The organism is Bacillus sp. BB51/4, assembly GCF_008368845.1.
GTDB classification, from domain to species: Bacteria; Bacillota; Bacilli; order Bacillales; family Bacillaceae_G; genus Bacillus_A; species Bacillus_A wiedmannii.
In genome coordinates, this window is record NZ_QOSC01000005.1 from 338,794 (window position 1) to 351,813 (window position 13,020).

13 protein-coding genes are annotated in these 13,020 nt (G+C 36.0%); 12 read left to right on the forward strand and 1 reads right to left on the reverse strand.

From position 1 onward, the window contains the following. Positions 1–12: 12 nt before the first annotated feature. The 5 genes from udk to DN392_RS04040 all read left to right on the forward strand — a co-directional run bounded on the left by udk (position 13) and on the right by DN392_RS04040 (position 4,816). Positions 13–651: a uridine kinase gene (gene udk / locus DN392_RS04020; protein ID WP_000537082.1), complete on the forward strand. Its 639-nt coding sequence runs from the start codon at positions 13–15 to the stop codon at positions 649–651. 278 nt (positions 652–929) lie between these two features. Then, complete coding sequence (gene greA, locus DN392_RS04025; RefSeq protein WP_149237912.1) at positions 930–1,412, forward strand: transcription elongation factor GreA; 483 nt, start codon at positions 930–932, stop codon at positions 1,410–1,412. 115 nt (positions 1,413–1,527) lie between these two features. After that, on the forward strand, positions 1,528–2,208 hold the full coding sequence (locus DN392_RS04030; protein ID WP_000680870.1) for a hypothetical protein: 681 nt from the start codon (positions 1,528–1,530) through the stop codon (positions 2,206–2,208). Between the two features lie 86 nt (positions 2,209–2,294). Further along, positions 2,295–4,049 (forward strand): peptidoglycan D,D-transpeptidase FtsI family protein, encoded by a 1,755-nt coding sequence (locus tag DN392_RS04035; protein ID WP_000695137.1) that lies wholly within the window; start codon positions 2,295–2,297, stop codon positions 4,047–4,049. Between the two features lie 116 nt (positions 4,050–4,165). Next, positions 4,166–4,816: a YrrS family protein gene (locus DN392_RS04040; protein ID WP_000897090.1), complete on the forward strand. Its 651-nt coding sequence runs from the start codon at positions 4,166–4,168 to the stop codon at positions 4,814–4,816. 35 nt (positions 4,817–4,851) lie between these two features. Here the strand turns inward: DN392_RS04040 and DN392_RS04045 are convergent, their stop codons facing one another. Further along, complete coding sequence (locus DN392_RS04045) at positions 4,852–5,067, reverse strand: YrzA family protein (protein WP_000010985.1); 216 nt, start codon at positions 5,065–5,067, stop codon at positions 4,852–4,854. Positions 5,068–5,203: 136 nt separating this feature from the next. Between DN392_RS04045 and DN392_RS04050 the strand changes: the two genes are divergently transcribed. The 7 genes from DN392_RS04050 to DN392_RS04085 all read left to right on the forward strand — a co-directional run bounded on the left by DN392_RS04050 (position 5,204) and on the right by DN392_RS04085 (position 13,016). Beyond that, positions 5,204–5,842 (forward strand): class I SAM-dependent DNA methyltransferase, encoded by a 639-nt coding sequence (locus tag DN392_RS04050; protein ID WP_000536332.1) that lies wholly within the window; start codon positions 5,204–5,206, stop codon positions 5,840–5,842. Positions 5,843–5,856: 14 nt separating this feature from the next. Next, positions 5,857–6,552 carry a 5'-methylthioadenosine/S-adenosylhomocysteine nucleosidase gene (gene mtnN / locus DN392_RS04055; RefSeq protein ID WP_001217038.1) on the forward strand — a complete coding sequence of 232 codons (696 nt, stop codon included), beginning with the start codon at positions 5,857–5,859 and terminating at the stop codon, positions 6,550–6,552. Positions 6,553–6,634: 82 nt separating this feature from the next. After that, complete coding sequence (locus DN392_RS04060) at positions 6,635–7,558, forward strand: O-acetylserine dependent cystathionine beta-synthase (RefSeq protein ID WP_001103852.1); 924 nt, start codon at positions 6,635–6,637, stop codon at positions 7,556–7,558. A gap of 3 nt (positions 7,559–7,561) precedes the next feature. After that, positions 7,562–8,695, forward strand: coding sequence for a bifunctional cystathionine gamma-lyase/homocysteine desulfhydrase (locus DN392_RS04065; protein WP_001201925.1), 1,134 nt, complete (start codon positions 7,562–7,564; stop codon positions 8,693–8,695). A 259-nt stretch (positions 8,696–8,954) separates the two neighbouring features. Then, entirely contained in the window at positions 8,955–11,558 is a 2,604-nt protein-coding gene (gene adhE / locus DN392_RS04070; RefSeq protein WP_088321534.1) for a bifunctional acetaldehyde-CoA/alcohol dehydrogenase, read from the forward strand. Between the two features lie 126 nt (positions 11,559–11,684). Further along, the gene (locus DN392_RS04075) at positions 11,685–11,912 is read left to right on the forward strand and encodes a YrhC family protein (RefSeq protein ID WP_000661440.1); all 228 of its coding nucleotides are present in this window, start codon (positions 11,685–11,687) and stop codon (positions 11,910–11,912) included. A 156-nt stretch (positions 11,913–12,068) separates the two neighbouring features. Beyond that, positions 12,069–13,016, forward strand: a complete 948-nt coding sequence (locus tag DN392_RS04085; RefSeq protein WP_048565729.1) for a helical backbone metal receptor — start codon at positions 12,069–12,071, stop codon at positions 13,014–13,016. Positions 13,017–13,020: the final 4 nt, after the last annotated feature.

The window sequence follows — 13,020 nt, forward strand, 5'->3', positions numbered from 1 at the left end:
GTTGATAGTCGAATGGGGACGAATAAGCCTGTTGTAATTGGAATTGCTGGTGGTTCGGGATCAGGTAAAACGAGTGTAACGAAAGCGATTTTTGACCATTTTAAAGGTCATTCTATTTTAATCTTAGAGCAAGATTATTATTACAAAGATCAAAGCCATTTACCAATGGAAGAGCGTTTAAAAACAAATTATGATCATCCGCTTGCGTTTGATAATGATCTGTTAATTGAACATTTGCAGCAGTTACTTGCATATGAGCAAATTGATAAGCCTGTATATGACTATACATTGCATACGCGTTCAGAAGAAGTTATTCCAGTTGAGCCGAAAGATGTAATCATTTTAGAAGGAATTCTTATTTTAGAAGACCCACGTCTTTGTGAGTTAATGGACATTAAGCTATTCGTTGATACAGATGCAGATCTTCGTATTTTACGCCGCATGCAGCGTGATATTAAAGAGCGCGGTCGTACGATGGATTCAGTTATTGATCAATACGTAAGTGTTGTACGTCCAATGCACAATCAATTTATTGAGCCTTCTAAGAAATTTGCGGATATTATTATCCCTGAAGGTGGACAAAACCATGTTGCAATTGATATTATGGTGACAAAAATTGCAACAATTCTTGAACAAAAAGTAAATTTGTAATAGCATAGTAAAAGATATACGATAGGAAGGGATTTTTTCCCGTCCTATCGAATACAATGAAACATGCAACCTCATCTATATATAGGTGAGGGCATATTTATATCAACTTTCCATACATATCTTCTTTATATAAAGAAGAATTGGGAATACGGGGTTGTATGTGACAACTCCGCTAGTACAGGCGTGCTAGAAACCTCCGCTATACATATAAGTGGGGGAGTTTTCATATGGAACTCCTCTTTTTTTCGGGGGATTGGTATATAAAAGGAGTGGAAAATATGGCAACAGAAAAAACATACCCTATGACGCAAGAGGGTAAGCAAAAGCTAGAGAACGAACTTGAAGATTTAAAAACGGTAAAACGTAAAGAGGTTGTAGAGCGAATTAAGATTGCACGTAGCTTCGGAGATCTTTCTGAGAACTCTGAGTACGATGCAGCAAAAGATGAGCAAGCGTTCGTAGAAGGACGTATTACACAATTAGAAAACATGATTCGTAACGCAGTTATCATCACAGATAACGGTGAAGAATCTACAGTTGTTACATTAGGTAAAACAGTAACATTTAAAGAGTTACCAGGTGGAGATGAAGAATCTTACACAATCGTAGGTAGCGCAGAAGCAGATCCATTTGAAGGAAGAATTTCTAACGATTCTCCAATTGCAAAAAGCTTATTAGGTAAGCAAATTGGTGAGAAGGTAGCAATCCAAACTCCAGGTGGAGAAATGCAATGGGAGAGATCTTTTTTATTTTATTTGTAGAACGAAAAAATTGTATAAACATTCGAATGGTTCGACAAAAAATGTCAAAAAATCACCTGAAGCTTTGATATCATAATTAGGAACTATAGGTTTTAAAGGGGAAAAGGGGCTAATTATGAAACATAAAATTTTTACAGGACTGGTTTGTAGTATATCTATATTAGCGCTTGCTGCGTGCGGAACGAATGAGGAAACTACATCATCAAAGGGCGAAAAAGTAAAGCAAGAAGAAAAAAAGGATACTAGAGCAACTGAGAGTTCAAAAAGCGTAGAAAATCCACGAGAAAAAAAGGAATTTGATGAATTTGATTTAGCATATCAATTAGCTATTGTCATGAAAATATTTCAAGATGTAACAATTAAGTACGATTATGCGATTGGGAATCCAGATTATTTATTGCGAGATTCGATGGATCAAAAAACAATAGATGACATGAAGAATATGTTGCAAGAACAGGCGAAGAATAATGATAAAATTTTAAAGGATGAAGTGAATCAAGCATATACATATTTAAAACAATCGAAAGTAAGTAATAAAGATGATATTCAAAAAATAATAGATGCACAAAATAATTACTTACAAATTGTAGATAAGATGATTGTTTGTATTGATTCTGTAACAGTCGAGAATGCAAAAGAAAAAAGAAATGAAATGAATAATTTAAGTAAGGAATATTTAAAAGTAGCGGCTAACGTAACAACTACTGTAATCGAAGTTGCCAAAAATAATGGAGTGAATGAAACAGAATTTAGATCGCTTCTTCTGAAATTTCTAGAGAAGCCAAAGAAGCAATAATAGCATATATAATACCTATTTTAATTTAGGGCTTGTATAAATAAAATAGTACCTCGTCTAAACTACAATAGACGAGGTGTTTTTTTATGAAAATAAAGCGGAGAATTACAATTGTTTTAATTTGTTTTATATGTGTCATGTTTATATTACTTTGTCGTTTAATTCAAATACAAATTATAGGTACGGAATCATTTACTAGTCGCAAGATAAATTTAATCGAAAAAAGTGTTACACAACGGACGCAATCCATTACGGTAGATGATGGACGAGGCCATTTTATAGATCGGAACGGTAAGGAAATAGGTGAGAAAAAGTATCCTGTTTTAATTGTTTTTCCATTTCTACAAATAAAAAATGACATGTTAGAGAAAATTGCGCATATCATTGGTGTGTCGAGACAAGAGATTGAAAGTCAAATGAAAGATAAGAAAAGTGCATTTATCATGCGAAGAGGAAATGGGCCATTTCGCTTGGCACGAGAGCAGATGGAGAAGGTCAATCAATTAAATGTATTAGGTATTGTAGCAGCTGAAGTTCGTTTACGGCAAACAGGCGTGATGAATCATTTAATTGGCGATGTGGGTGAGAATGAACGAGAATTTCAAAAACGATACGGAGAAGTAAGAAAAATTTCAAAGCAAACGCCAATTGGCATTTCAGGATTGCAGCAATCGTTTGATGAATTTCTTTTGACCGATGGAGAGGCAAAAGTATTGTATCAGGTTGACCGACAAGGAGAACCGATTTTTGGAAAACAAGCGAAATATACGTCGCCTGGAAATCCATTTTATCCAGTGACGATTCAAACTACTTTACATAAAGGGTTACAGCAAAAAGCAGAAGAAGTGGTTGAAGCAAGCGAAATAAAGAAGGGGGGATTAGTGTTACTTGATGTAAAGAAAAATGAAATTTTAGCGATGGTCAGTAAACCATCTGTACAGGTGAAAGATGAGCGTTTATATAAAACTACACTTGAAAATCAAATGTTAACACCACATTTTCCCGGTTCTGTTTTTAAAACAATAGTTGCAGCGGCAGTGATTGATCAAAATGAAAATGTGTTTAATCGTACATTTAATTGTAATAAAGATTTATATGGTGAAGAACACCCACAAGTTATGATGGGTACACTTAGTTTTAAAGAGAGCTTTGCTAGAAGCTGTAACAGGACATTTTCAGAGTTAGGTAACGAGCTAATGCAAAAGGATAAGATGGTGTTAGAAACTTACGTAGCAGCTTTAGGAGGCGCTGGTAAGGTTGGATGGAAAGGTTCTGTATTTCATACAACTCATTTTGAGCAGATGCCAGAGGAGAAGAGTGTTACCATTTGGGAAAGTGAAGGAAATAAGAGTAGTAAAAAGGCGGTAGCGCAAACAGCAATTGGACAGAAAGATGTACGCATGTCACCTCTAGCGATTGCAAATATGATGGCGACGATTGCTAGAGATGGAGAAAAGATGGAAGTGAAAGCTGTTGAAAAGATAATGTATAAAAATGGAACGGACTTTTATACGTTTGAAGACCATACATTAGGTGGAAAACAGCTTTCGTATGAAACGGTGAAAACATTACAAGAGTTATTAAGGGGCGTTGTAACAACGGAGAAAGGAACAGGAGCCGCATTCAGGTCGTTACCACTAAGTGTCGCTGGAAAATCTGGGACAGCGCAAACAGGAAAAGGGACGAAAGTGAATCGTTGGTTTGCAGGTTATTTTCCCTATGAAAATCCAAGATATGCTTTAGTTGTCGTGGATATAGAAACGAATAGCAATGTAAATAAAGTTACACCTATTTTCAAAGCTATCGTAGAATCAATCTATCGATTAGAGATTGAAAAGTAATCTTGCAATTCATAGTGAAATGTTTTCATTTCGTGAAAATATTATTGTAAATGTTCAACCTTTCTAGATTTAATGTTACAATAGCAAGTATGAAAAACTGCATGGAGGTTTGAAGAATGGCAGGAGGATCTAGATTCCAACAGAAACAACAAAAACGTCGTCAAAACGGTGTTTTAAATATTGCAATTGCAATTGTATTAATATTAGTAGCTATTGTATCATATCAATTGTTTGTTCCTGAAAGAAAAGAGCAAGCGTCTTCTAGTGATAAAAAAGTAGCTCAGCAAACAACGAAAGAGAATAAAGCTGAGAAAGCTAAAGGCAAAGAAGAGACGAAGAAGAACGAGCAAGATAAGACAGAGGCTAAGAAGCAGGAAGAAGAAGAGAAGCAAAAGGCTGAGGAAGAACAGAAAAAAGCTGAAGAAGAAGCGAAAGCTAACGAGAAAGCACCAGCTGAAAAAACACAGTCACAGGCAACAGATGCTTATACGAAATCTTCTTGGAAGCCAGTAGGTACAGAGCAAGGTGCAACACCTGCGATGACGTTTAAAAAAGGTACAGCAGATTGGAATGAGATGAATCAAGCGATTTCAGCTGCAATTGACGTTCCAGTAAATCAATTAGTTATCCATAGAATTGGAAATAACGGTAAGAATAAAGCTTACGGTAACGTACAAGATAAACAATCAGGTAAAAAATATTATGTGAATATTGATTGGGTAGAAAATGAGGGCTGGAAACCAGTACTTGTTCAAACTCTAAACTAAAAAAGAGAGGCTCCTTAGGAGCTTCTCTTTTTTAGTTAGTATAATTTCTTTAATTTAAAATGAACAACCGCGCTATAATATGGTCTTTTGCTTTCGGGATCCATAACCATTTGATGCGAGATGTGATGAACTTCAAGCATAAGTGCTTTATTATTATCGATTTGTTCACTAATTTTTCGTTCCAAAGAAGCTAAGTCTCCTGCTTCGAAAAACTCTACTTTATCTTCTAACATTTCAAAGGTAAATGACACGAAGACGACCCCTCTCCTATGTAATCAACTATAGTGTAACAAAGAAAAGAAGGAAATACTATGTACATTTCAATTGACATTTTTAGCAAGAGGGCATATCATACTGATAAAACCGATAAGAAAAAGGGGAATTTTTATGGGGACAGAATTTAATGGTTTATTTGATGAGTGGGCTCATACGTACGACTCATTCGTACAAGGCGAAGATATACAATATAAAGAAGTTTTCGCTCGTTATGAGGATATTCTAGAGGATGTAGTTAACAAGTCATTTGGTAATGTATTAGAATTTGGTGTTGGTACTGGAAATTTAACAAATAAATTATTACTTGCTGGCCACACAGTTTACGGTATAGAGCCGTCACGTGAAATGCGCATGATTGCAAAAGAGAAATTGCCGCAAGAGTTTTCGATTACAGAAGGTGATTTTCTTTCGTTTGAAGTTCCAAATTCAATTGATACCATTGTAAGCACCTATGCATTTCATCATTTAACAGATGATGAAAAAAATGTAGCGATTGCGAACTATAGTCAATTGCTAAACAAAGGTGGTAAAATAGTGTTTGCTGATACGATATTTGCAGATCAAGATGCATATGATAAAACTGTTGAAACAGCAAAACAAAGAGGTTTCCATCAGTTAGCAAACGATTTGCAAACGGAATATTATACACGTATTCCAGTCATGCAGTCTATTTTTGAAAACAATGGCTTCCATGTAACGTTTACGAGATTAAATCATTTCGTTTGGGTAATGGAGGCAACTAAGCAATAGAAAGAGGGATTAGATTGAGAATTGCTGTAATTGGAGCAATGGAAGAAGAAGTACGTATTTTACGTGACAAATTAGAACAAGCAGAAACAGAAACGGTTGCGGGTTGTGAATTTACGAAAGGACAATTAGCAGGACATGAAGTAATCTTGTTAAAGTCTGGTATTGGTAAAGTAAATGCAGCGATGTCAACGACAATTTTATTAGAAAGATATAAGCCTGAAAAAGTAATTAATACTGGTTCAGCTGGTGGCTTCCATCATTCTCTAAACGTTGGAGATGTAGTTATTTCAACAGAAGTTCGTCATCATGACGTAGATGTAACAGCATTTAACTATGAGTATGGTCAAGTACCAGGAATGCCTCCTGGATTCAAGGCTGATGAGGCATTAGTTGCATTAGCTGAGAAATGTATGCAGGCAGAAGAAAATATTCAAGTTGTAAAAGGTATGATTGCAACAGGTGATTCATTTATGAGTGATCCGAACCGCGTTGCAGCAATTCGTGATAAATTTGAAGACCTTTATGCAGTAGAAATGGAAGCAGCAGCTGTTGCACAAGTATGCCACCAATATGAAGTTCCGTTTGTTATTATTCGTGCACTTTCTGATATTGCTGGTAAAGAATCAAATGTTTCATTTGATCAATTTTTAGATCAAGCAGCTCTTCATTCTACAAACTTTATCGTAAAAGTACTAGAAGAGTTAAAGTAATGTAACAAAAAGGCAACTGTCTCATATAAAGAAAATACATACAGTTGCCTTTTCTTTATTGGCAAATAAGGGGGAGAACACGATGAATGTATATCGTGGAGTTCATGAGTTGATTGGTCATACACCAATTGTAGAAATTACTCGTTTTTCACTTCCAGAAGGGGTCCGTTTATTTGCAAAGCTTGAATTTTATAACCCAGGTGGAAGCATTAAGGACCGTTTAGGAAGAGAATTAATCGAAGATGCGCTAGAAAAAGGGCTTGTTACCCAGGGTGGAACAATTATTGAACCAACTGCTGGAAATACTGGTATTGGACTGGCACTTGCGGCGTTACAACATGATTTACGCGTTATTGTTTGTGTACCAGAGAAATTTAGTATTGAAAAACAAGAATTAATGAAAGCACTAGGCGCAACGGTCGTGCATACACCGACTGAGCAAGGAATGACCGGTGCAATTGCAAAAGCGAAAGAGTTAGTAAATGAAATACCGAATTCATACTCTCCAAGTCAGTTTGCAAATGAAGCAAACCCTCGTGCTTATTTCAAAACATTAGGTCCTGAACTTTGGGATGCATTGAACGGAGAGATTAACATATTTGTTGCAGGAGCAGGAACTGGTGGTACATTCATGGGGACTGCATCTTATTTGAAAGAAAAAAATGTAGATATAAAAACGGTTATTGTGGAACCAGAAGGATCTATTTTAAATGGTGGTAAAGCTGGTTCACATGAAACGGAAGGGATTGGCCTTGAATTCATCCCGCCATTTTTGAAAACATCGTATTTTGATGAAATTCATACAATTTCTGATCGAAATGCATTTTTACGAGTAAAGGAATTAGCGCAAAAAGAAGGACTGCTCGTTGGGAGCTCTTCAGGAGCAGCGTTTCATGCAAGTTTACTTGAAGCAGAGCAAGCGGCACCAGGTACAAATATTGTAACGATTTTTCCTGATAGTAGTGAGCGTTATTTAAGTAAAGACATATACAAAGGATGGGAATAAAAAATGAGAGCAAAGACAAAGTTAATTCATGGTATTCGCATAGGAGAACCTTCAACTGGATCTGTAAACGTACCGATCTATCAAACAAGTACGTACAAACAAGAAGCAGTTGGTAAACATCAAGGATATGAATATTCACGTACAGGTAACCCAACACGTGCAGCTTTAGAAGAAATGATTGCTGTATTAGAAAACGGCCATGCGGGATTTGCATTTGGCTCAGGAATGGCTGCTATTACAGCGACAATTATGTTGTTCTCAAAAGGTGACCACGTTATTTTAACAGATGATGTGTATGGTGGAACGTACCGCGTTATCACGAAAGTATTAAATCGCTTCGGTATTGAGCATACATTTGTAGATACAACCAACTTAGAGGAAGTTGTAGAAGCAATTCGTCCGAATACGAAAGCGATTTATGTGGAAACACCAACGAACCCATTACTGAAAATTACTGATATTAAGAAAATATCTACTCTTGCTAAAGAGAAAGATTTATTAACAATTATCGATAACACATTCATGACGCCATATTGGCAGTCGCCGATTACTTTAGGAGCAGACATTGTACTTCATAGTGCAACGAAATATTTAGGAGGTCATAGTGACGTAGTTGCAGGCCTAGTAGTTGTAAATAGCCCGCAATTAGCAGAAGACCTTCACTTTGTACAAAACTCAACAGGAGGCATTCTTGGCCCACAAGATAGCTTCTTACTACTTCGTGGTTTAAAAACATTAGGAATTCGAATGGAAGAGCATGAAACGAATTCACGCGCAATTGCCGAGTTTTTAAATAACCATCCAAAAGTAAATAAAGTATATTACCCAGGTCTTGAGTCACATCAAAACCATGAACTTGCAACAGAACAAGCAAATGGATTTGGTGCTATTATCTCATTTGATGTAGATAGCGAAGAAACATTAAATAAAGTACTTGAGAAATTACAATACTTTACACTTGCTGAAAGTTTAGGAGCAGTAGAAAGTTTAATTTCTATTCCATCTCAAATGACACATGCATCAATCCCAGCAGATCGCCGCAAGGAATTAGGAATTACAGATACATTAATTCGTATTTCTGTCGGTATTGAAGACGGCGAAGATTTAATTGAAGATCTAGCACAAGCGCTAGCATAATAAAAATGCACTGCTAATACAGGCAGTGCATTTTTATTACGTTATTTTGTGAAACATTTCACAAAATAGACATACACAAATGAAATAATTTCATGTATATTAAGTTCATGAAGTGTTACTCACGAACAAACTTGTGAAATATTTCACAAACAATGAGGTTCATGTAGGAAAGCAACTCTATTTTTTTTGCGCTAATCGGGACTGATTACGACCTATAGGGTCTTATTTAGTCCAAGATAGCAGAATAGGAGGAATTTACATGGTAGTCAAAGAGAAAGTTGTAAATGAAATGCAGGAAGTAAAAGAGATGATTGATACGTTAGTGAATAACGGTCGGAAGGCTTTACAAGCATTAGAAAGCTTTACACAAGAGCAAATTGACAACATTGTTCATGAAATGGCATTAGCAGGTGTTGATCAACATATGCCACTTGCAAAGTTGGCTGTTGAAGAAACAGGGCGTGGTGTATACGAAGATAAATGCATTAAAAATATTTTTGCTACTGAATATATTTGGCATAGCATAAAGAAAGATAAAACAGTGGGGATTATTCACGAAGATCCTCATGAAGAAATAATAGAAATTGCGGAACCTGTCGGTGTAGTAGCTGGGGTAACGCCAGTAACGAACCCAACGTCGACAACAATGTTTAAAGCATTGATTGCGATAAAAACGAGAAATCCAATTATTTTCGCATTTCATCCTTCAGCACAAAACTGTTCCATTGCAGCGGCGAAAACAGTATATGATGCAGCGGTGAAGGCAGGGGCACCAAAACATTGTATTCAGTGGATTGAAAGACCTTCTGTCGAAGCAACGAAACAATTAATGAACCATGAAGGTGTTGCACTTGTTTTGGCAACTGGAGGAGCAGGTATGGTGAAATCAGCTTATTCTACTGGAAAACCAGCGCTAGGTGTAGGTCCTGGTAATGTACCATGTTATATAGAGAAATCAGCGCATATAAAACGAGCCGTTAATGATTTAATTTTATCAAAAACATTTGATAACGGTATGATTTGTGCATCAGAACAAGCAATCATTGTAGATAAGGAAATTTATGATGATGTGAAAACAGAAATGATTGCAAACAATTGTTACTTTGTAACAGAGGAAGAGAGAAGAAAATTAGAAAAACTTGTTATTAATGAAAATACATGTGCAGTAAATAGTGATATTGTAGGGAAATCCGCACAGTATATTGCCGAATTAGTTGGAATTACTGTGCCTAAAAATACAAAAATGCTTGTAGCTGAAATTCAAGGTATCGGAGCAGCCTATCCACTATCTCGTGAGAAACTGAGTCCAGTATTAGCCTGTGTAAAAGCAAATTCATTAGAAGAAGGATTTACATATTGCGAAGAAATGTTAAACCTCGGTGGTTTAGGACATTCAGCAGTCATCCATTCTGTAAATAAAGAAGTGCAAAAGCAATTTGGATTACGAATGAAAGCTTGCCGCCTTATTGTAAATGCCCCTTCCTCACAAGGTGGAATCGGCGACATATATAATGGATTTATTCCATCACTTACGCTTGGTTGCGGTTCCTACGGGAAAAACTCAGTTTCTCAAAACGTAACAGCGACGCATTTATTAAATATAAAAAGGTTGGCAAATAGAAAAAAGAATATGCAGTGGTTTAAATTACCACCCAAAATTTATTTTGAAAAACATGCGACAGCATATTTAGCGAATATGCCTAACATTTCACGCGCATTTATTGTAACGGATCCAGGAATGGTTGAGCACGGATATGTAGATACGGTTACACATTATTTACGTAAACATGTAAATGATGTAAAAGTTGAAGTTTTCTTTGAGGTTGAGCCAGATCCATCAGATGAAACAGTGTTTAAAGGTGCGGAAATGATGAGAAGTTTTAAGCCAGATGTAATTATCGCACTTGGTGGTGGTTCAGCTATGGATGCAGCGAAAGGGATGTGGCTTTTCTATGAGCACCCAGAAACAACATTCTATGGAATTAAACAGAAGTTTTTAGATATAAGAAAACGTACATGTAAATATCCGGAATTAGGAAGTAAGGCGCAGTTTGTTGCCATTCCAACAACATCAGGAACAGGATCAGAAGTGACACCATTTGCGGTTATTACAGATAAGAAAAATAATATAAAGTATCCACTTGCAGATTATGAATTAACGCCAGATGTAGCAATTGTTGATCCACAGTTTGTAATGACAGTACCACCACATGTAACAGCAGACACTGGGATGGACGTATTAACGCATGCAATCGAGGCGTATGTGTCTGTTCTGGCAAATGACTATACAGATGGATTAGCATTAAAGGCCATTGATCTCGTATTTAAATATTTACCAAGAGCATTTAAAGATGGAAATGATGAAGAAGCACGCGAAAAAATGCATAATGCTTCTGCAATTGCAGGGATGGCATTTGCAAATGCTTTCCTAGGTATTAATCACAGTTTAGCACATAAAATTGGACCAGAATTTCACATTCCGCATGGGCGTGCGAATGCAATTCTTATGCCGCACGTAGTTCGCTATAATGCTATTAAGCCAAGAAAACACGCATTGTTCCCAAAATATGAGCACTTTGTAGCTGATGAACGCTATGCACATATTGCGAGAACACTCGGGCTTCCAGCAAGTTCAACAACAGAAGGTGTGGAATCACTCGTCCAGGCAATTATTGAGCTTGGAAAAAGCTTAAATATAAATATGAGTATTGCAGGACAAGGAGTTGCTAAAGATGAATTTGAAGAGGTTGTTGGATTATTAGCAGAAAGAGCTTTTGAAGATCAATGTACAACAGCTAATCCAAAATTACCTCTCATTTCAGAGCTGAAAGAAATTTATATGGAAGCATATAAAGGAGAGTAATGGTTATGAAAGAGTCGCAATAAAGCGGCTCTTTTTCTTTTGGAAAACATCTCCCAGAATGGCTGTATTTACTTGTCTTTAAGTTTAAGAGAATATGATACAGTGAAATGGAGGAGTGAGAATATAATGAAAGAATTACAAGAAAAAATAGAAGATTATACTCGGTTCGGACAAATTCTTCTCGCGGTAAGTACATTGTTAATGGTTGGTTTATTGATTCCGAATGGAGCAAAAGAAACAATACAATTTTTTGTTATGATGGGAAGTATCGTTATATTTTTAAGTTTATCATTCTTTTTCTTTCAGCGTGTGAAAATGATACGAGATCAGTTAGAGGGAAATGAATGTGAGTAATATTATGAAATAGAGCACTACGAAAAGGACGAATCTTTTTGTAGTGCTCTTTGTTTTTTGTAAAAAATGTATGCGGTTTATATTGACAATGATAATCCTTATCAATTAAAGTAGAATAGTAGTTAATGATTATCATTATCAGTTAGAGGTGGAAGAATGAAAAAATCTATTGCGCTATTCACAGCGATTTTATCTATTTTTTTCTTATTAATCGGTTGCAGTGCAAAAGGAAACGAAAAAGCATCTGCAACAAAAACAGAAAAAGGAAAAGAGAAAATCGAAGTTACCGACCTGTCAGGAAGAAAGGTAACATTTGATAAAGTGCCAGAGAGTTTTGCAACATTAAGTATGGGGGACATGAATATTATTCATGCTTTAGGTGGAAAAATAGTAGGTCGTCCAGATACAAAAATAACTCTTCCAGAGGAGTTAAAGAAAGTACAAGTAATCGGGAATGCACATCAGCCGAATTTTGAGCAAATTGCTAGTTTGAAACCGGATGTACTTATTGCTAACAATGGATTCCAAAAGAATGTTCCAACGGTTGAAGGACAAGGAACGAAAGTAATGATTTCTTCTGCGAACTCTGTACAAGATATTCAAAAGAATATTGAAATATATGGAATGGTAATGAAGAAAGAAGATAAAGCAAAAGAACTTAACCAAAAAATTAATGATCAAATAAAGAAATATGAGAAAAAGAGCGATGTGAAAGCATTGCTAGTGTATGGAGCACCAGGCACTTATTTAGCAGCATTACCAACATCTTTATCAGGTGATATTTTAGAAAAAACAGGTGGAAAAAATATTGCAGCCGATTTTCCAGAAATGAAGGAATATCCGCAATATGCGCAACTAAGCGTAGAACGCATTATTGAGGCAAATCCAGATGTGATTTATTTAATTACACATGGAGATCCAAATAGCGTTAAAAAAGCATTTGAAGGCGAAATGATGAAAAATGAAGCGTGGAAAAATTTAGATGCAGTAAAACAAAATCGTGTAGTTATTTTGCCACCTGACTTATTTGGATCAAATCCTGGAACAAAAGTTACAGAAGCGATGGACTTTATGTATAAAAGTATACAAGATGTAAGGAAATGATAAG